Genomic DNA, 20,285 nt, shown 5'->3' with positions numbered 1-20,285 from the left:
TGTTTATGAAACTCAAGCTGCTTCGGATTTTGACATTGATGATTATGATCGTATCTTTATTTCCTGCTCCTGCCTCATTCGCTTCATCGGATGCTTCCCAGACGGGTATTGCCGGTGTCTACCCGGTTAAAGTTGTTTCCTCAGAAAGCTTTACAGTCGCTTTGGATGCCGGCGGATCGGTGTGGACATGGGGGAAAAATAATTATGGCCAGCTGGGTACAGGCGATATCGCCGATCACCAATACCCAGTCCAGGTTGCGATAGACGGTTCTCCGAAAATTATGGATATTGCCGCAGGCTCGACTTACACATTGGCCCTAGACAGCCAAGGCAATGTGTGGGAATGGGGGATGCTGCCTCCCAATCCTAACAATTTCGGAACTAGTACCCCAACGTTAGTAAATGGTTTAAGCAACATCCAACAGATTGCAGCAGGTAAAACGATGGCCATGGCATTAACTTCCGCTGGGAAAGTGTTGACTTGGGGAAGTAATTATTTTGGAGGAGAGCTAGGGCAAGGAAGCCAAAATCAGCTCAATGCGCCATTCTCCATGAATCTTACCCCCTCACCGGTTGTTACTGATGAGAACAGTACTGTATTGACCGGTATTAAGCAAATTGCCAAAGGCTATTTTGCTTCATATGCTTTAAAGGACGACGGAACCGTATATCAATGGGGTGTTACAGATACTCAGAATCCTGGTTCATCCTACGTCGCCGTTGCCACTGCTGTCAGTGGCATTTCCGGAGCAACCGCAATCTTTACTCACCCGAATGCAGAATTTGTTTACGCCTTAACGAGCAATGGTGTATTCGCCTGGGGGCAAAATAGGGGTGGGCAACTGGGTACAGGGAACAGCACGGATTCCCAAACACCTGTACAGGTGACGTCTTTGAATGGGAAAAGCGTTAAGTCATTAAGTGTCGGTAATGGCCATGTGCTCGCATTTATGAACGATGGCTCTGTTTGGGGAGTAGGTGCTGCCAATGAAGGACAGCTTGGCGATCCTCAAATAGAGTATGCAGCAAGCGCGTTCACGAAAATCACAACCGTATCCAACGTAAAAGCTGCCTACGCAGGTTATGAGAAATCCTTTTTCGTTAATGAGGATGGTACTGTCTTTGCAAGCGGATCAAATTATGACTATAACACGCACATTTATGGACTTTTGGATGTCGGTTATAATGTGGTATCTACAAAAAGCCCATTGCCAATGATTCCTTTAGTACCATCATACGTTGTAGTGCCCAAACCATTGAACAACGTTTCCATCGAGGTCGTCAATAATGATCAATTAAAGTTTACATATGATATTCCGGCTTTGTCGAATTTCGACAGGAGTTATTTTGAAGTGTTTCCGCTGGGAGGAAGTACCGCAAGCCTGAGCGAGTCAGCCGGCAGGTACAACTTGTTTGATGTTACTGGTCTAAAATATACACTGAACGGCCACTTGCTGCCAGGAACGTACAGTGTAAAAATCCATACCGGATATACGGGGAATAGTTCCGTGTCGGATACCATAACCTACGATAATAATGGCGCAGGCTATACGGTAAACCCGGGTTCAGTGACGTTAAGAGTACCGGTTAAAGAATGGAATGTGTCAACAGCGGCAAATCAATCCGTTTCGAACTCCGTTTACGGTTCTGTTTACAGTGCTCCTGTTTCCGGGGTTACAGTTACGATTGTATCTGCTGATGATTTTCGCAATACAAAGACAGCTGTCACCTCAACGGATGGAGTTGCCGTATTCAATCATCTGTATCCTGGTCTTTATCATGTAGGCATTACAAATGGCAGGAGCGATGAGATATCCGAACCTATCGTTCAGGATTCGGTTTTTGTATTCGGCAGCCAAGTTTCACATACGCTTCAGATGATTTCAAATACGCAGCCGACTAGATTTCATTACCGGCAAGCTCCTAGTATGCCGGCAGGGAAAATTTCCGGTTATGTGTCCTGGTATCCCTCATCGGCGCCTTTGCAGCCGACGGATTATCGCTTGTATTTTGAAGATGGACAAGGGAATAAGCTGGGTGACATGATTCTCGATACACCGTTTGTTCCTGATTCGACGAATTATGCTCCGGATGTACCAGAAACCAATATCCCAACTGGTGCAATAGGAATTCGTTTATACACCTTTGATGGAACATCCGAGCATATCACCCCAGATTTTGCTAGTCTGTGGAATGATTCCATGCTGCCGCTGCATGCATCTATGCTAAGCACAGATTCGACCGGAAACAATTTGAGTGGGACTATCAAGTGGAATGCAGTATCAAATGAGATAGGCATATCAAGCTATGTTATCATGCCTGACTTTCAGACGATTGATGGCAATAACGAACGTAATGAAATTAGAATTGCGGAGATACCGGTAACCGGAGCTGCTGCATACTCCTATAATTTGTCTGACTTCATGCTGATGGATAACTTTAACTCCCCGCCACATGTCAACCAATACATGATTGGTGTAGAAAATGTAATGGGGCAATTGTTAGGATATGTGAATTCCCACTACGAATTTGTTCCTTATACTTCAGGTGTTGCGATTACTCCTTATTCGCCCGACACAGGAGGCAACACGGGCGGCGGCACAGGAGGCAACACGGGCGGCAACACAGGCGGCACAGGAGGCAACACGGGTGGCAACACGGGCGGCGGCACAGGAGGCAACACGGGAGGCAACACGGGCGGCGGCACAGGAGGCAACACGGGCGGCAACACAGGCGGCACAGGAGGCAACACGGGTGGCAACACGGGCGGCGGCACAGGAGGCAACACGGGAGGCAACACGGGCGGCGGCACAGGAGGCAACACGGGCGGCAACACAGGCGGCACAGGAGGCAACACGGGTGGCAACACGGGCGGCGGCACAGGAGGCAACACGGGAGGCAACACGGGCGGCGACACAGGAGGCAACACGGGTGGCAACACAGGCGGCAACACGGGAGGAAACACGGGTGGCAACACGGGCGGCGACACAGGAGGCAGCACGGGAGGAAACACGAGTGGCAACACACAATCACCGCCGGTGCAACAGAATAGTGACGGCAGCCTTTCTGTAACCCCGACAACGGTTACCGATTCTAATGGGCACAAGGTCGCGCAAGTCAGTGTGGATACGAATACGATTCTGGATGCATTGAACCATTTGCCAACTTCTAGTGATAAAGATCAGGTGGTCTTGCAAATACCATCGGATGGTTGGGATGATTTCGAACTCTATTTTGACGCCGAGCTCTTTCAAAAAATACTGGATAAAAATCCGAAAATGGGTCTGACCATCCAGTCCAAGTTTGCAGCTTTTCATTTTCCCGCTAGCACTGTGCAAAAATCGATTGACCAATTCGCGGCACCGTTAACAGGCGCACGAGTTAAGCTGCTTATGTCGAAGAAGAGTCTGGTAAGCGATGAACTTTTGCGTAAATTAGGCATTTCGTCCGTTACTACACCGATTGATTATAAAATGAACCTCATCGAAAAAAGTGGGTCGAATCATATTATGAATCAGTTTGATTCCTATACGAAACACCTTTTAAACGTGCCAAGTTCATTTAGCGAAACCGCGTTTAATCATCTGGTTGGCGTGATGATCGATCCGGCAACAGGCAAATATAATCCTGTGCCAGCCATATTTGCGAAAGATTCGAAAGGAAATCTGCAGGCGCAGATCTATGGGAGAAATAATGCCGTATATGCTGTTGTTCAAAATAGTAAAACATTCCGCGATGTTGAGAACAGTTATGCAAAAGATGCAATTGATACAATGGCTTCCAAATATGTGCTAAACGGATATGAAGACGGTAGCTTTAAGCCAACTAAAACGGTGACTCGTGCCGAGTTTATCGCGATGCTTACGAGAGCGCTCGGCGTCACCCCCGATACAAGTGATAGCCAAACCATGTTTAAAGACGTGAAGTCCAGCGATTGGTTCGCGCAATCCGTTGGGACTGCGGTGAAAGCACATCTGATCAATGGTTACTCCGATGGAACCTTTAAACCGAATGTAGAGATAAGTAGAATGGAAATGCTTCAAATGATCTACAATGCCATGTATTCTAGTGGAATGTGGAAAGAGACTGTATCACCGGCGGATATCGACAAAATTCTCTCCCCTTATGCCGATCATGACAAAATTCAAGGCTGGGCGAGAGAAGCGATAGCTGTAGCGATAAAAACAAGTATTACAAGCGGTGTGGCGGATGACCAACTAGCTCCTGCCATGAATGCAGACCGCGCTCAGAGTGCATCATTTCTGTATCGTATGCTAAAGAATTTAAACCTAATTAACTAATTCCGTTGCCTCCGCATACCGAAGCGGCAGCGGTTGTTTGTTCAAAAAAGTCTGCTTGCTCTTCCACGCTAACGCATCGGAGATCAAGTAGACTTTTTAATTGCTTATGCAATGTCCTGGAACCCGAGGTATCCATCATGGCAATAATCAACGCATTTTAATGCAGAATTTCAGCTTCATCATAAGCTCTTGTCCTAAAACAAACCTTCCTCTGCATACATTTTGTAATAAAGAGGAGCGTGGACCACAATGGACAATAAAGTGAAAAGGTATTATCATCTAAAACAAAAACATAAAGAAATAGAACAAGAATTGTCGGAGCTGCGTAACGATATTACGGCTTATTGTGCAGTGCAAGGCGTTACCGAGCTGGAGATCGGAAGTCATAGGGTGAAGATTGTTTTCCAAGATCGTAAGGAATACGACGACAACAAGCTTTATGAAACGCTGGCAGACCCCGGATTATGGCGCCTGCTCTCTAAACCTGATTCTTCCAAAATTTCGAGCCTGATCAAGCTTAATGTCATTTCCGATGAAAGAATAAAAGATACTTACTCAGTCAAAACGATCACACTGCTTCATGTCGAAAAAAAATGATCATACTAAGAAACCCCGCCATATTGGCGGGGTTGAATTCTTTGTAACATTTAACTAATATTCTAACGTTTCTTCTTCCCTTTCGTATCCTTCGCATCCATCGTGTTAAGAAAATCTTTCGTTGTTCTGACGACATACTTGATCTCGTTAATGTCCCTCTCCATAAGCATATATTTATGAACATCAAGAATTATCTTTTTCTCTTCGATTCCCTCAACACCATCAAGTTCCTTGAAGTTAAACAATTCGTTTGGAGATATTTCTAAGGCTCTCATAATCTTTTCCAACGTTCTTAGAGAGATATTACTGCGACCACGCTCAATATCCGAAATGCGTGACTTGCTGATGCCTTCAATACCTGTATTTTCAGCTACCTGCGCTTGTGTCAAATTCTTTTCTTCTCTAATCATTCTTAAGCGTTCGCCTACTAATCTCAAAAAATCGGACATTCTCATTCACCTCAAGTTGAGATTAGAGAAAAACGAGAGGAAATGAGATACCACTATATAGGTTAAATATTAAGATAATCCTGTTATGATGGTACAAGTATGCTGGATTCATACCGGGCCAGAGATTTCCTGGCCGTTTCAGACATCCTTCGCTTGAGATGCTCCCCTTCAACTACCTTAACCCGCTTTCCCAGAAAGCGAATCTTCGATAGCACATATTCACTTTCATTGTTAAGAAAGGTTAACCGAATGGTGTAGATATGCTGAACCTCATCATATTCCACATCTTTTTCAAAACACGAAAAAGCATACAAGATCCGCGATAGCTCACGATTATACTCCTTGATCACTTGAATCGTCGCTTGCTGCTGGCGCTTTTCCAGCAGTTTTTCAATCTCTATCTCGATTTGATCAGCTCTATCCGCTGAATTTGGCAGCTCGTTAACAGAATCAATCTTCAGAAGCCTTGTGCTCATTAAGGCGCGATGACGCAGGTGGTACCATAGAAGGTACCATTCCTTTTTGACGATGGAATATTCAAGCTTGTAAGGAAACGCCATTTCGTTCAGAAATGAGCGTTCATCCTTGACTCTATAAGTGAGGCGGACTCCACTTTTATTCGTAATCATCCTGCGCAGTGAACGGAGGAGCGGGTGATAAATCTGCTTGGCCTGACTGCCTGCTTTTTCAACAAACACATCGGAAAAATCGAGTAACTGCTCGGCATCCAGCATGGTGCGCAGTTTGTCTAACGTTTGCGATGTGAAAGCTACAGTGGCTGATGGATGAGCAAGCATGGTCTTAAGCCAGGATCTTTCCTGCGCCGTAATCATGAAAGTGCCCGAATCTTCCAACCGGGAAATCAGCTGATAATTAAAAATCTTCTCGAAAAGATTCATAGTAAGCCCCGATCTCCTTCCAATCTCCAATCATTTCCTCCCGAAAAAACTGCGGTTCCAGCACCTCGCAACTCGATCCGAAACTTCTGATCCAAGGCTTAATTTCCGTCGTCCCGTTGACGATGATTTCAAACAGAAAAGACACTTCAGTTTCCTCCGTAATGGCACCCCACTGCCCTTGAAGCAGCACTCTTTCTTTAATAAAGTTCGGTTGAGACGCCTCTGGATTAAAAAAGCGAACCTTCACCGTAACCGGGCGACCCGTATCGATGAGCCAGCTGAGCTGTATTTTATCCTCTAGTTCCATCAACTTTGCTGCGAAGAAATCAGCGTCGACGGTTTCATCCTCTTCCAACTGCGTGATGCCCTCCATCCTATATTTCTTGATCCCAAGCCTGGAGTTATAAGATAGCAAATACCATCGCCCGTATTGGTGGTCATATACGATTTTAAGAGGCAATGTCTTCTCGTGCTTTCCTTCCATTTCGCGTTCAAACAAAGGGTTCGTATTTTTGGAGGCATAGCTTTGCGAATGTTTTGGAGAAAAATAAAGAAATTGGACCTTTCGCCGATTCTGAATGGCTGTTATGAGTGTGAAAAGATGCGCTTCGTCCAGAATCCGGGAGTAATAATGATATTTGTATAAAAATGGATCTGTGGAAGCCGACATGTCAGAAAGACGGTTCATATATTTTTTTAAGCCGTCTCTTAGCAAATAACCTTGGACCGACGGCACCTGCGTGTTGGCCATAACGTCAACGAAATCATACAAATCAATAAGCTCATCCTGAGAAAGCTCTTGAACCAAATCATTATGTATGCGAAAGCGGTACGGACGCGGACCGGGTTCTTTCTTGATTACGCCGACTTCTTCCAAATATTTGAGGTCCGTTCGAATGGTTTTTTCATCCGGCAGCGCTGAATCGGCGGGAAGACCGGTGCTGCAAACTTCAAGAAGCTCCATCGCAGTCAGGGGTTTATCATTCATAGCAGCGAGCAGCATGGAGATTCTGAGACTCTCCGATTCTTTGAGCGATTTCGCCCGAAACAGGAAAAGCAGCATTGGATCCGTTGAGTCATAATAGCTATAACGCAATGTCTCGGCAAAATCTTTTCCTTGCATCTCTGGTATTTGTTGATGCACGGTGGTGACGATTTCTTTTAAACGCCGCAGCGTTTTATCAAATGTATGGACGGAAATGCCTAGTCTTTCGGCAAATTGCTGGCGGCTGTAAGCTCCGCTTGTCAGGACAAGCATGCGCAAAAACTGAATCTCTTTATCAAAACTTTCCTTCGCCATGTTCATCCCTCGCTCTCCATCATCATTGTAACAGGGTGCGGAAATGTAGAAAATGGAAAACTTTTCACCTGTCGTCATACTTTCGCCATGTTCGTTTCCGTTCCAATCAGCGATGATAGTACTCGTAAGGAACACAAATAAACAAACATTGAATGACTTATCTATAGATTGTATCGGAGGTTATCAGGATGGATATAAGAGCAATCAATCACGGAAGCAATCACCACGAAATGGAACTCACACATGGCAAACTTCATGTATTTGCCAACCCGGAAGTGTTTCAAACTTTTGAAAATAAGGTCTACGAAATGGCGGACAACAATTTGCGGATTCCGCGACATGTGTATATGAGTTACACGCCTGACGCGCATGTAGGCATCGGAACTTGTATAGGAACAACGGCGGTCTGGAATATGAATGACGGATTCGTTTCTCCATCTATCGTGGGAGTTGATATCGGTTGCGGGATGCGCGTTCAAACGACGCCGCTGCACAAGAAAGATATTCAAGACAAAGCCGTCCGAAGAGCGCTGATCAAAGCGATCGAAACGTATGTACCGACGAACGAGCGGACAAATACGCATTTTGCGGATATCGATATTATGAACGTTGTTCAGCATGGTCTCAAAGGTTTGCCTGAAAGCTACGTGCCAAGTGAGCAATGGCTTACACACGTCGAAGAATCTACGTTCAAGTTTGATCATCGTTACCTAGAGGACCTGCCGGCCAAAATCCGTAAGTACGCCCACGGACAATTAGGAACGCTCGGTGGCGGGAACCATTTTATCGAGATTCAGTACTTGGAAATTGCCGAAGAACAGAAGGAAGTAGCTGGAAAATGGGGCTTATTCGACGGTCAGGTCGTCGTCATGATCCATTCAGGTTCCCGTGCCTGGGGCGCTATGCTAGGTCAGGAGTATACGAAGGTTTTCCGGGCGGCGATGCATAGCTGGGGCGTCGAAAATCCGGACCGCAACCTCATCTATGCCCCAATCGCCAGCCATGAAGGGCAGACGTACTTGAACCTCATGTACTCCGCTTTGAACTTTGCGGTTAGTAACAGGCATATGATAGCGTTTGGGGTGCGCCAAGCTTTTTGAGAAGTGTTCGGAGCCGGGCTGGAAATGCCGGTACTCTACGATTTGATGCATAACTATGCGCTAAAAGAGTTTCACCGCAACCAGCCCATGCTTGTTCACCGCAAGGGTGCGACAAGAGCGCTGCCGCCGGGCCATTTTCTAAATGCGCCCGCATACAAAGAAACGGGTCATCCTGCTTTAATTCCAGGTTCCATGGGCACATCATCGTATATCATGATCGGTCGGGAAGAAGGGCTCAAGAACTTTTACTCCATCTGTCATGGTGCCGGGAGAGCGAGATCCAGAAGGGCCACCAAGGAACTGATTACCGTCGATCAATTCGAGCAATCGTTAAAAGTCGGGACCGAAGATGAGATCTTAGTCAACCATCGATCCTTGCAAACGATTCTCGACGAGTGCCCGCAAGCCTACAAGGATGTAGACCAAATTATAGACAGCGTTGTAGGCGCATCCTTAGCGGATGTGGTGGCCAAGTGCAAGCCTATGGCTGCGATTAAAGGTGTTTGATAAAACCAAGGTGATAGACGTCAGAGACGTATGATCATATATTCGGTTCATGTACGGGTGACTTACCCAGGCTGGGATTTCTGAACGATCCCGCAGTGCCCGCACCTTCTAAGTGCGTGTATACTGTACTGCTCATTCCGGCATGAATCCGCCAAAACAGGGGTTCGACTCCCCGTCGTGTGGGACGACTTGCTCAGGGTAGAGCACTCGACTTCCAATCGAGCGATGATGATTAACTCAAATGACCTTACTACGGAATCCTCAGTGGCTTCCTTAGCACACTGCGGGTTGGGCTTTGCGATCTGCGGATACCGAAACAATGTGAGCGTAATCGCCCGGTGCCATGAAATGAAAGGCAGCTGGGGGCGAATTTAGGCCCTGGCGCGGTTCAACGACTAGGCACTCGGAGTTCCGCCCACCTTGCTTCTTAAGCAGATTTCCGCCGCAGCTGCAGGAGGATTCCGAATTTTAAGGTCAACCAGAAGGAGGATTTACATGTTTAAAAAAATTACGATACAAACCGACGAGCGTGGCTTGCTTTTCAATAGAGGGAGCTATGCCAAGCTATTGCAGCCAGGCACCTACCGGTTCTTGCCTTTTTCAGAGGATACTGTAGTTGTATTGAATATAACGAAACCTTTTGCCGTACAGGGTAAAGATTTGCAGCTATTTCTTCATGATGACAAGCTTGTGGAAGAGCTTGATATTGTTCAGGTTAAAGACCATGAATACGTGCTGCATTATGAGGATGGCAAATTTACCGGCTTGCTGACAGCCGGGAGCTATGCGTACTGGAATATGTTGAAAAAGCATACTTACACGCGTATCGATATACGAAATCCTGAATTGCCTGCGGAGGTTGATTCCGCTGTTCTGCCGAAGCTAACCGGTTCGTTTCAGACGTTTGACGTGGCGAACCATGAATCAGGCGTCTTGTTTTACAACAATGTCATGCAGCGGGAGCTTGGTCCGGGCAAGTACTATTTCTGGAGAGGGCCTATTGCGGTTGCCATGAAAACGGTGGATCTTCGCCAGCAGCAGATGGATATGACGGGTCAAGAGCTGATGACCGAGGATAAAGTGACGCTGCGCCTTAACTTTGTTTGCCAATATCGCATTCTGAATCCGCTGCGCGCCTTGGCAATCAAGTCCTTCGAGGAGCAAATGTACATCCAGCTGCAGCTCATTTTGCGGGAATATGTCGGGACCTTGAAGCTCGATGATCTCCTGAAAATGAAGCAGGAAATCGCCGCATTGGTGTTGACGCGGTTGAACGAAAAGAGCGAGGAATATGGCGTGCAGTTCCTGTCCGCCGGGGTTAAAGATATCATCCTTCCCGGGGACATCAAGGATATAATGAACACTGTGCTAATCGCTGAGAAAAAGGCACAGGCCAACCTGATCACTCGTCGTGAGGAGACCGCTTCTACCCGCAGCCTTTTGAATACAGCCAAGCTGATGGACGAGAATCAGACCCTCTATCGTCTGAAGGAGCTCGAGTTCCTGGAGAAGATCTGTGAGAAAATAGGCACGATCTCTTTGGGCGGCGGGGGCAATCTGCTCGAGCGGCTGAATTCGCTTTTAGGGGATAAAGGAGCTTAACTGGTTTCGGGGCCCCTAATTTTTATAATCATTTTTTCCGACCCCGCCGGATTGACACTAATAGGGTTTGAACTTTATGATGTTTGTAAATGAATGGAAAGGAGGCCGACGATATGATTCGCATTTCAAATAAACATCTGACAATTGCACAAAAGTTTCACTTCATCGGTCTCTGCCGGACTTGTAACGCATGAGCAGGCGCTTTTTTTAGGTCTAGTCTAATGTTCAAACATGTACAGCCATGGACGATGTCGGTCTATGGTTTTTTTGTTTTTAAAAAATTTATTGATTATTGAGGGAAAGGGTGAGTCCAATGCAAGATTTTTTGAAAAAGATCGATGAAGAGCTACGACGGATCGAAAGCGAGGAGCAAGTAAAGATACTGTACGCATGCGAATCCGGCAGCAGAGCCTGGGGATTTCCGTCCAAGGACAGCGATTATGACGTGAGGTTTCTATACGTAAGACCCGTCGACTGGTATTTATCCATATTTGAGAAAAGAGATGTAATCGAGCGGCCGATCAGCGATCAACTGGATATCAACGGCTGGGATTTGAAAAAGGCGCTGAATCTCTTCCGCAAATCGAATCCGCCGCTGCTGGAATGGTTGCAGTCACCGATCCAGTATTTGGAACAATTCACTGTGACGGAACAAATTCGTCAGCTGTCTCCGCTCACGTTCTCGCCGCGATCCAGTATGTACCACTATTTGCACATGGCAAAAGGGAACTTCCGTGAGTATTTACAAGGCGAATATGTGAAGATCAAGAAGTATTTTTACGTGCTGCGCCCAGTGCTGGCGTGTGAGTGGATTGAGCGAAGGAACAGCATGCCGCCGATGGATTTTGAAGAGCTGGTGGAAGAAATACTGCCTGCATCGAAGTTAAAAGAAGAAATGTATACGTTGCTAGCACGTAAAAAAGCCGGCGTCGAATTCGATTTAGAGCCGAAAATTACCGTGATCAACGATTATTTAGAACGGCAAATCGCCTATTTTGAAGAAACTGCCAAACAAGTCCCAGCCGCCGGAGAACAGCAGGATGCTGCATTAGATGTTTTATTCCGCGAGGCGCTGAAGGAGGTTTGGAGTTCATAGAGAGGATTAAGTATTTATGATAGACAACAAAACCTATTATCAGCAAGTGCAACTCCCATCCGGGGCTGTACATGTGTACGCAGGTCCAGACCTGTTTAAAACATTGGATTATAAAGTATTTGAGATGGCCAACAACAACCTGCAGATTCCTAATCAAGTATATATGAGCTACACGCCTGACGTTCATGTTGGGGTAGGGACCTGCATCGGGACTACGGCCGTATGGAACACGAATGACGGCTATGTATCTCCATCCATTGTGGGCAGCGATATTGGCTGCGGGATGAGGGTGCATCTGACGAATATTCACAAGAATGAACTGAAAGATGTGAAACTGCGCCGCAAGCTGGTGAGGACGATTGAGAAGTATTTGCCGGTTGAGGATCATGCACGAGGGCATTTTTCCGACATTCGTCTAGAGCATGTGGTGACAAAGGGGGTGCACGGACTTCCGAAAAAATATATCCCGGATGGTTACACGCCGCGCAAAGCAACATCGCTCACGCATGTGGAACGAAGCAAATTTTCTTTTGACGAGAATGCTCTGAACCGGTTCCCGGAAAACGTTTGGCATCGCTCGCATCGTCAGCTTGGAACGCTAGGTAATGGGAATCATTTTGCCGAGATACAGGCTATCGAGATTGCTGAAGAGAACAGGGAGGTGGCAGAGGCTTGGGGGATTTTTGACGGTCAGGTTGCGGTAATGATCCATTCCGGCTCTCGCGCTTGGGGAGGTTCTGTCAATCAATACTGCGGAAGCGAGTTGAGCAAAGTGATGCGTTCGTTAGGGCTGGGTTCAGCGGACCCTAAGCTGCTATTCGCTCCGCTTGAACATCCTCACGCCCAGACTTATGTGGACCTGATGAATTCTGCGTTGAACTACGCGGTTGTCAACCGGCACCTCATCGCGTATGAGATCCGGGAAGCGGGCAAGGACATATTCGGGTCGAAATTCGAAATGACGACGCTGTATGATCTCATGCATAACTATGCTTGGGAGGAGCGGCATGAGGGTCAGTCCTATTTTGTTCATCGCAAAGGAGCGACGAGAGCGCTGCCTGCAAACCACCCGGATAATCCGGAGCCCTATCGGTTAACCGGTCATCCGGCTCTGATCCCGGGATCGATGGGAACCTCTTCCTATATCATGGTTGGCGCTCCGGGTGGCAAAGCCAACTATTACTCCATCTGTCACGGAGCGGGACGGATTCGTTCGCGGAGCGCGACCAAGCGGCTTATCACGTTGAACGAATTCAATACAGCCATGCGTATCGGGACCGACGAGGAAATCGTCGTGAATCAAAGGTCTCTGGAATCGATTCTGGACGAATCGCCCCAAGCTTATAAAGATGTAGATCAAATTATCGAAAGTGTCGTTGGAGCGGGCCTTGCGCAAGTTGTGGCCAAATGTAAACCGCTGGCGACGGTAAAAGGTGCTAAATGAACAATGAAAACAGTTTGAAACAAAAAGCGGCTGTCACTGTCCCTGCTCAGGAAGAGGGGCGCGCCCTCACCTCATTTTCGGATTATGCGCACGTGCTTGGGCGGATACAAAGTGTCCTCAAGGCACGGTACGGCCTGCATTTTGAGCCATATGTCAGTGATAACGGTGATGAGGAATACTGGGAGCTGCTGGAACAAGATGTGAAGTCCGAGAGCGGCCGGGTCGATCTAGTGACAAAAATTTTTGATCATATGGAATCAATGGCGTTTGGAATGGAAGAGGAGAATGAAAGTTTGGCTTATCGCACGTTCCCAACGCTTCGTAATAATGTATTTGCTTATCCCGATTGGGGAGTCGCACTTGCCCGGGTCCCGATTTTTCGGCCTAACGGGATCGGCATCGAGGATTTCGTCTTCGCCATAGATGATGATAGCTTGCTGCGGTTTATGGAGCATTCCCGGCAGCGGCGGCGGGATCTGGATCGCCGGCAGGTTACCGTTTTTACCGATGGACCTCACGGTTTGCTGAAAGAGATATCCCCGATGACGCGTATGGTCGAGCGTGAGGAAGTGATCATGAAGGAGGATGTAAAAACGAGCATTTATCGGTCCATCGACCAATTTTTTGCCGAGGATCGGAGTTTTTTTCAAACGTTTCAGATTCCTTATAAAAGAGGAATACTGCTCTACGGCAAGCCGGGGAACGGGAAGACGACCCTTGTGAAATCGATCGCCGGCAGCGTGAAAGCGCCTGTAGCCTATTGGCAAATTACGGAGAATACCGGCAGCGATTCGATTCAAGAGGTGTTTCAAGCTGCGGCGAGCATGGCTCCCATGATTCTCGTCATTGAGGACATCGATTCCATGCCGGAAAGGGCCAGGTCTTATTTTCTGAATCGATTGGATGGTGCTACCTCCAAAGAAGGTATTTTCATAATTGGAACGACCAATTATCCTGACAAAATTGACCCCGCTTTGATGAATCGTGCCGGTCGTTTTGACCGTGCATATGAAATCAAGCTTCCGGATACCGAGCTTCGATTCACTTATTTGCAGCAAAAAGGGCTTGGCAAACTTTTAGCGGAAGATAGCGTAAAAACAACGGCAAAACTAACGGAGGGTTTTACTTTTGCCCAACTGGGCGAGCTTTATGTATCGGCGGCAATGGAGTGGCATTACGAACAGAAGGTGGATGTAGAAGGTCTGATAAAAACGATGAAGTCAGATCTTCATAAAGGTCAGACGCTATCTTGGATGCAAGAAGACGCGGGAATGAAGGTTGGTTTTTTGGCTGGTTAAGTAATTAAAAACCCGGATGTATAATTGGAATCGGATCGGATCATAATAGATTTCGACGGTGCAATAAGAGAGGTGTGGTTCCGTTGGACAATCAACGAGATAAATACCAGGTAAGTTGTTTTTGAATCTATATACAGAAGCGAGGAGATGTGCCGCAGAAGCTTAATGTAGTCATGTACTACAATGAAGTGATGAGGTAGAGACCGAGCCAAGTAAGGTTCAAGGCAAAAGTACCAACAACGAATTCACCGTCGAAAGAACTCCGAAAGGGGTTCTTTTTCATTTGTCTGAGATAAATCTTATTTTTAATGATTCCTCCCTGACATAATCTAGTATAATATCTCTAAAGAGAGTGGGAGGAACTTCAATGACTTTAATCAAACAATTACAAGCTCAAGACGAGTTCGTCGGCTTCTATCTGCTCAAAGAGCTTGAGGTCAAACAGACGAACAGCACGCCTGCAAAAGATTATTTCGACATCGTTCTATGTGACGCCAGCGGGCAGCTGTCGGCCAAGTTCTGGGATGTGAGCCAGACGGATAAAGAGACCTTCTTCCCTATGGGGTTAGTTAAGGTTCAAGGCTTGGTCCAAACTTACCGCGAGAAATTGCAGGTCAAAATTCATCGCCTTCGCAAGGTCACCCCTGAAGATGGCGTCGCCGTCAAAGACTTTATCCGTTCCGCGCCGATCAGCCCGACGGATCTTATACATACGATCAAACAGGCGATGGACAGCATCACGAATGAGACGATCAAGAAGCTGGTTGCTTTTTGCGTGGATAAAGTGGATGAGAAGCTATCGCATTATCCGGCTGCCAAAACGCATCATCATGCATATTTTGCCGGGCTCGCCTATCATATCGTGCGCATGCTGGAGATCGGCGAATTTATTTGCAAGCAGCGGCCTTTTCTCAACTCGGATCTTATTAAAGCCGGCATTATTCTTCATGATATCGCCAAACCGGAGGAAATGATTGCCCAGCTTGGCATCGTTTCCGATTACAGCGTTCAAGGGAAGCTGCTTGGACATATCTCAATGGCGGCAGGCTGGATCACGGAAGCCGCGATTCATCATGGAATTGATCTTCAATCGGATATCGTACTGGGCTTGCAACACATCATTTTATCCCATCATAATCTCCCTGAGTGGGGAAGCCCTGTACTCCCGCAACTGCCTGAGGCCGTAGCGCTGCATTATATTGATTCCATGGATGCTAAACTGCAAATGGTGGAGGACGCTCTGGAACTTACGCCGGAAACGGAACCATGGACGCCGATGATCAGAGGCCTGGAGAATAAAGCCATTTATCGATTGAACTTATAAAATAATATCGCCTAACCGCTGTTCACTGCTGTTATATGTGTGGATGCCGGGTAGGCTTTTTTTGTGGATGACAGATTTGCCCCTGACGAACTATAGTGATGGTTATAGGAAGCAGACGGAGAGGATGGGAGATTGTGATCCGGCTAATTATCGCAGACGATGAACCGATTATGAGGCAAGGATTACAGATGCTTCAGTGGAAAGAAGCGGGTTATGAAGTGGTTATTTTCTTCTAGGTATGATGGTTCCGATTCACGCTACATTGATTCCGTTGTTTGTGTATTTTTCGAAACTGGGGTTGGTCAACTCACAGTGGGAGATCGTCCTTATTTACTCAGCGTTCGGCTTGCCGGCCGCCGTGGATGGCTGAACCATGTACGGCGTTTACTCGGCGTGGTGCTGCCTGTAATGAAATCGGCGCTCATGACTTGTGTGATTTTTGGGTTTATTGCCACGTGGAACGAACTGCTAGTGGCGCTTGTTTTTATCAGCGATCCGGCGAAAATGACCATAAGGCTAAAACGAAAAGCGGTTGAGTAGAGAAGAGTAAATTCTCTGCTTAACCGCTTTTTGCGTTTGCCGGATTGTTGCATATCGGCGAAGGGTAGTTAGGTCTAGCTGCGTTCTGCTTTTGAGAATGCATAGTAGCTAGCCATGACTCCCGACCTGTAAGATCCCCGAGGGCTCTTACAGTTGCCACATCTCGAATTCGCGGCCCTGTAAGCGTCGAAAAGGGCGCTACGGCCCGAAATAATTGGGTTTGTGCGTGTTTTGGCACCTGTAAGACCCCTGAGGGCCCTTACAGGTGCCGCATCTCGATCACGCGGCTTTGTAAGCGCCGAAAAGGGCGCTACAGCCCGAAATAATTGGGTTTGTGCGTGTGTTTTGGCACCTGTAAGACCCCTGAGGGCTCTTACAGGAGCCGCATCTCGAATTCGCGGCCCTGTAAGCGCCGAAAAGGGCGCTACAGCCCGCTTAGGCCTGGCGATCAAATAAAGGTGCCCCCTACAGCTCCAATCCTGTCCCTTGTTTGAAGCGTTTTATCACAACTTGCGTATTCACACGGACAACGCCGTTAAGTTTGTATATGTTCTGGTAGAGGAAGTTCTCCAGTGCCGCATCATCCTTCAACAATGCGTGCATGTGGAGAGAGCTCGAACCGGTCATTTGATAAATGCTGATCACATTAGGATCGTCAGAAAGCGTGTTGCCCACTTCCTCGGCATAGCGAGGTTCCACTTCAACCTCGAAAAAAGCGCTGACCACCTTGCCCAGCTTGGTTGCATTCAGCCGAATCGTGAAATTCTCAATAATCTCGTTCTCTACGAGATTTTCCACCCTCTTTTGAATCGCAACGCGGGAGAGATTAAGAAGCTCTCCTATTTTTGCGTAAGAAATCCGGCTATTTTCATGAAGCAGTTTGATGATCTCTTGATCGGTTTGATCTAAGTACGGTAGCTCGATCATGTTAGGTATCTCCTTTAAATAATGAAATTTATACAATTGTTCACTTTAAGTACGGTTTCGCGTAAAACGAAAGAAAACTAAGTGATTTTAAATGATTTGTTAACCATTATATACATTATTATTAAAAATAGAAACTAAATATACGTAATCACATTTACAACTAGTGTTGACGGAAGTGTGGTTCCTTTTTATAATCATGTTAATTAAAGTGACATAATTTGCAGGTTAAATAAATCAATGTTACTTAACGTGACATTATAAAGGGGTGAGTAAATGTCGCGCAAACTGATTTACAACGGCACGGTGCTTACTATGGACAGTGAAAATACGATCCATAAGTCGGGTTACGTTTATATCGAACATGATGTTATCCGTGAGGTGGGAGTGTGGAGGGGAGATGGCAGTTTAGATCATCTGAAAACGCAAGCGGCGTACGTTCACGATGCATCTGGAAAAGTGATCATTCCAGGAATTATTAATGGCCATACTCATTTATTTCAAACATTTATGAGAGGGGTGTCCGATCATTCGCCTTTGGCGGAGTGGCTTAGAGAAATCATTTGGCCGATGAGTCTGGCGATGGAGCCGGAAGATTTTTATTTAGCTGCACTGATTGGCTGCATCGAGAATTTGAAGTCCGGGGCTACTTACATCATGGACCATCATTACATTCACACGTATCCGGAGAATGACGAGAGCGTTCTTCGCGCGATGGTTGACTCCGGCATTCGCGGGCATTTGGCGCGCGGAGGGTCAGATCTGGCGGGTGAAGTTCGCCTGCGGGAAACCGAGGAGCAAATCTTTGGAGGCACGGATCGACTACTCGATGAGTGGGATGGTGCAGCGTCGGGTCGCATAAAGGTCGCGCTTGGACCGCTCAATCTGTACGGCTGCTCCCGGGGCTATCTGGAGCGCGCTGCTGTATTCAGCAGAGATCGCAAGCTAATCTCTCACGTACATGTGGCGGAGACAAGCGGGCAAATTGACAATACAATGGAACGTTACGGGCTTCGCAATCTGGAGCTGCTCCATGATGTCGGGCTGCTGGGCGAACAGACGCAAGTCGTGCACGGCATATGGCTCGATGATGGCGAGTTGGAGCTGATCCGCGATAAAAAAGCATCGGTCATTCATTGTCCGGTGTCCAACATGTATCTCGCTTCAGGCGTAGCGAGGGTTCCTGAGATGCTGCGAATGGGCATCAACGTAGCGCTCGGTACGGATGGACCGGGCAGTAACAACTGTCAGGACAATTTGGAAGTGCTGAAATTTACAGCCTGCTTGCACAAAGTCAATGAGTTGGATGCGACCCTGCTGCCGCCGATGGATATCCTTCGAATGGCCACTGTAAACGGAGCCAAAGCTGTAGGGAGAAGCGCGGATCTCGGAAGTCTGGAGCCGGGCAAAAATGCGGATCTGGTCACGGTAGATATGCAAAAAGCGCATATCAGTCCCGTTCATCGCGCAACATCCGCACTAGTTTACAATGCAAATGGCAACGATGTTGATCTGGTTATCGTGAACGGTCAGGTTGTTGTGGAAGGTGGCAAGAGCACATGGATCGATGAGCAGGAAGTGATCCAAAGGGCGCAGCAGCGTGTCGATGCGCTTCGTTCCAAGCTTTCTGCGCATTATCCGATTTTTTCAATCCAAGAATAATCCATGGATCACAATTTGAGGAGGATGATTGATATGGCTTTACAACGTTTGCATGATCCTGTGCTGGAAAATGATTGGCATGCGGTATATCTGGCATCGGAACTGAAAGATCAGCCGGTTGGCGTCATTGTTTTAGGGGAAAGAGTGGCCATTTACCGTTCGAAAAAAGGTGTCCACGCACTCCGGGATTTATGTATACATCGTGGAGCCATGCTTTCCAAGGGCTGGGTGAAAGACGATAACTTAGTCTGTCCATACCATGGTTGGCAGTATGATTCTTCAGGCCAGTGCGTCTGTATCCCTGCGCAACCGAAGGATGAGAAAATTCCGCTTCGCGCCAAAGCTGAAGTCTATGCTTGTCAGGAAAAGTACGGCTTCATCTGGGTTTGTATTGGTGAGCCGGCTGCGGCTCTGCCGCATTTTGAAGAGTTTGCAAACCCCGAGTATCGTCCGCTGCCTTGCGGTCCTTATCAAGTAGCGGCTGCCGGCACCAGAGTGATTGAGAATTTCACTGATTTTGCCCACCTCATGTTCGTCCACCAAAATCTGCTGGGACATCCGGATTACGCCGAGCTGCCTGATTTTCAAGTCGTTAAAGAAACAGAACGCATCTATATCGAAAATATCCCGATCTTTCAGCCGGTTGCCCATTCAGGCTCTGATAAAGAAGAGGGGACGACTTATGTATATATGAAGGAAGTGTACCGCCCATTATCGGCCAGATTGTCCAAGGCGGATCCGAGTAACGGGCAGACGCTCTGGATCATGTTAACGGTGCTGCCGGTTGCTGCGGAAGAATGCGTTGTGTTTATGATGGTTTCACGCAACTATGCCTTTGATGTGGATGATGCCGACTTTATCCGTTTCCAGGACATTGTTTTTGATCAGGATGCAAAAGTGATCGAAACGCAAAAACCGGAATTGCTGCCGCTAGATCTGCAAGTCGAGCTCAACCATAAGGTTGACCGGTTTTCAATTGCCTACCGTCGTTGGTTAAAGGAGCTTGGCGTCGTTGTTGGGACGATCTAATTTATGAGGAGGAGGTGTGTTCCATGCCGAGACTGGAAATATGACCTGACCGGCAGGGTGCATGCATGTGCATATCGGCCTAGCGCGTTGATGAGAAAATTTCTCCACGGGCGCTGGCGGTCTGAACGTGACTATTGGAACGGCTTGGGGAAAGAGGAGGTTTGTGAGATTTTATAACGCGGATGTTAATTTATAGATGCGATTGGAGCTAAT

14 protein-coding genes and 1 pseudogene are annotated in these 20,285 nt (G+C 47.2%); 11 read left to right on the top strand and 4 right to left on the bottom strand.

The annotated features are described in order from the left end of the window. Positions 1–5 precede the first annotated feature (5 nt). Positions 6–4,301, top strand: coding sequence for an S-layer homology domain-containing protein (locus tag ACFQZT_RS00680; protein ID WP_379295532.1), 4,296 nt, complete (start codon positions 6–8; stop codon positions 4,299–4,301). Between the two features lie 249 nt (positions 4,302–4,550). Beyond that, a complete protein-coding gene (locus tag ACFQZT_RS00675) occupies positions 4,551–4,898 on the top strand; it encodes a hypothetical protein (protein WP_379295530.1) in 348 nt (115 codons plus the stop codon). A gap of 62 nt (positions 4,899–4,960) precedes the next feature. On the opposite strand, the gene ACFQZT_RS00670 is transcribed toward ACFQZT_RS00675, so the two are convergent. The 3 genes from ACFQZT_RS00670 to ACFQZT_RS00660 form a co-directional block, all read right to left on the bottom strand. Further along, a complete protein-coding gene (locus ACFQZT_RS00670) occupies positions 4,961–5,347 on the bottom strand; it encodes a helix-turn-helix domain-containing protein (protein WP_379295528.1) in 387 nt (128 codons plus the stop codon). A gap of 83 nt (positions 5,348–5,430) precedes the next feature. Beyond that, positions 5,431–6,246: a WYL domain-containing protein gene (locus ACFQZT_RS00665; RefSeq protein ID WP_379295526.1), complete on the bottom strand. Its 816-nt coding sequence runs from the start codon at positions 6,244–6,246 to the stop codon at positions 5,431–5,433. Further along, positions 6,221–7,546, bottom strand: coding sequence for a helix-turn-helix transcriptional regulator (locus ACFQZT_RS00660; RefSeq protein WP_379295752.1), 1,326 nt, complete (start codon positions 7,544–7,546; stop codon positions 6,221–6,223). Before ACFQZT_RS00660 ends, ACFQZT_RS00665 begins: the two co-directional genes overlap by 26 nt. 188 nt (positions 7,547–7,734) lie before the next feature. On the opposite strand from ACFQZT_RS00660, the pseudogene ACFQZT_RS00655 reads away from it, so the two are divergent. The 7 genes and pseudogenes from ACFQZT_RS00655 (at position 7,735) to ACFQZT_RS00625 (ending at position 16,457) form a co-directional block, all read left to right on the top strand. Beyond that, a pseudogene (locus ACFQZT_RS00655) lies at positions 7,735–9,153 on the top strand (RtcB family protein). Between the two features lie 495 nt (positions 9,154–9,648). Then, the gene (locus tag ACFQZT_RS00650; protein ID WP_379295524.1) at positions 9,649–10,755 is read left to right on the top strand and encodes a slipin family protein; all 1,107 of its coding nucleotides are present in this window, start codon (positions 9,649–9,651) and stop codon (positions 10,753–10,755) included. Positions 10,756–11,068: 313 nt separating this feature from the next. Beyond that, positions 11,069–11,851 (top strand): nucleotidyltransferase domain-containing protein, encoded by a 783-nt coding sequence (locus ACFQZT_RS00645; protein ID WP_379295522.1) that lies wholly within the window; start codon positions 11,069–11,071, stop codon positions 11,849–11,851. A gap of 16 nt (positions 11,852–11,867) precedes the next feature. After that, a complete protein-coding gene (locus tag ACFQZT_RS00640; RefSeq protein WP_379295520.1) occupies positions 11,868–13,295 on the top strand; it encodes an RtcB family protein in 1,428 nt (475 codons plus the stop codon). Beyond that, on the top strand, positions 13,292–14,593 hold the full coding sequence (locus ACFQZT_RS00635; RefSeq protein WP_379295518.1) for an AAA family ATPase: 1,302 nt from the start codon (positions 13,292–13,294) through the stop codon (positions 14,591–14,593). The genes ACFQZT_RS00640 and ACFQZT_RS00635 overlap by 4 nt, the downstream gene beginning before the upstream one ends. Positions 14,594–14,960: 367 nt before the next feature. Beyond that, the gene (locus ACFQZT_RS00630) at positions 14,961–15,917 is read left to right on the top strand and encodes a 3'-5' exoribonuclease YhaM family protein (protein WP_379295516.1); all 957 of its coding nucleotides are present in this window, start codon (positions 14,961–14,963) and stop codon (positions 15,915–15,917) included. 312 nt (positions 15,918–16,229) lie between these two features. Beyond that, positions 16,230–16,457, top strand: coding sequence for a hypothetical protein (locus ACFQZT_RS00625; RefSeq protein ID WP_379295514.1), 228 nt, complete (start codon positions 16,230–16,232; stop codon positions 16,455–16,457). 465 nt (positions 16,458–16,922) lie between these two features. Here ACFQZT_RS00625 and ACFQZT_RS00620 read toward each other — a convergent pair whose 3' ends face one another. Further along, positions 16,923–17,384, bottom strand: coding sequence for an Lrp/AsnC family transcriptional regulator (locus ACFQZT_RS00620; protein WP_379295512.1), 462 nt, complete (start codon positions 17,382–17,384; stop codon positions 16,923–16,925). Between the two features lie 273 nt (positions 17,385–17,657). Here ACFQZT_RS00620 and ACFQZT_RS00615 point away from each other — a divergent pair, with 273 nt between their 5' ends. Beyond that, positions 17,658–19,043, top strand: coding sequence for an amidohydrolase family protein (locus ACFQZT_RS00615; protein WP_379295510.1), 1,386 nt, complete (start codon positions 17,658–17,660; stop codon positions 19,041–19,043). 33 nt (positions 19,044–19,076) lie between these two features. Beyond that, positions 19,077–20,072, top strand: a complete 996-nt coding sequence (locus ACFQZT_RS00610) for an aromatic ring-hydroxylating dioxygenase subunit alpha (protein ID WP_379295508.1) — start codon at positions 19,077–19,079, stop codon at positions 20,070–20,072. Positions 20,073–20,285 lie beyond the last annotated feature (213 nt).

It is taken from the genome of Paenibacillus sp. GCM10027628 (assembly GCF_042676385.1).
Lineage (GTDB): Bacteria > Bacillota > Bacilli > Paenibacillales > NBRC-103111 > Paenibacillus_E.
The sequence above is the reverse complement of the archived record's forward strand: the minus strand, read 5'-3'. Positions and strand labels throughout refer to the sequence as shown.

What these genes read in the sequence shown, in the direction of transcription:
- ACFQZT_RS00610 (WP_379295508.1), top strand. Translation starts at nt 19,077, where the DNA reads ATGGCTTTACAACGTTTGCATGATCCTGTGCTGGAAAATGATTGGCAT.
- ACFQZT_RS00670 (WP_379295528.1), bottom strand. Translation starts at nt 5,347, where the DNA reads ATGTCCGATTTTTTGAGATTAGTAGGCGAACGCTTAAGAATGATTAGA.
- ACFQZT_RS00615 (WP_379295510.1), top strand. Translation starts at nt 17,658, where the DNA reads ATGTCGCGCAAACTGATTTACAACGGCACGGTGCTTACTATGGACAGT.
- ACFQZT_RS00640 (WP_379295520.1), top strand. Translation starts at nt 11,868, where the DNA reads ATGATAGACAACAAAACCTATTATCAGCAAGTGCAACTCCCATCCGGG.
- ACFQZT_RS00630 (WP_379295516.1), top strand. Translation starts at nt 14,961, where the DNA reads ATGACTTTAATCAAACAATTACAAGCTCAAGACGAGTTCGTCGGCTTC.
- ACFQZT_RS00680 (WP_379295532.1), top strand. Translation starts at nt 6, where the DNA reads ATGAAACTCAAGCTGCTTCGGATTTTGACATTGATGATTATGATCGTA.
- ACFQZT_RS00675 (WP_379295530.1), top strand. Translation starts at nt 4,551, where the DNA reads ATGGACAATAAAGTGAAAAGGTATTATCATCTAAAACAAAAACATAAA.
- ACFQZT_RS00660 (WP_379295752.1), bottom strand. Translation starts at nt 7,546, where the DNA reads ATGGCGAAGGAAAGTTTTGATAAAGAGATTCAGTTTTTGCGCATGCTT.
- ACFQZT_RS00645 (WP_379295522.1), top strand. Translation starts at nt 11,069, where the DNA reads ATGCAAGATTTTTTGAAAAAGATCGATGAAGAGCTACGACGGATCGAA.
- ACFQZT_RS00635 (WP_379295518.1), top strand. Translation starts at nt 13,292, where the DNA reads ATGAACAATGAAAACAGTTTGAAACAAAAAGCGGCTGTCACTGTCCCT.
- ACFQZT_RS00620 (WP_379295512.1), bottom strand. Translation starts at nt 17,384, where the DNA reads ATGATCGAGCTACCGTACTTAGATCAAACCGATCAAGAGATCATCAAA.
- ACFQZT_RS00650 (WP_379295524.1), top strand. Translation starts at nt 9,649, where the DNA reads ATGTTTAAAAAAATTACGATACAAACCGACGAGCGTGGCTTGCTTTTC.
- ACFQZT_RS00665 (WP_379295526.1), bottom strand. Translation starts at nt 6,246, where the DNA reads ATGAATCTTTTCGAGAAGATTTTTAATTATCAGCTGATTTCCCGGTTG.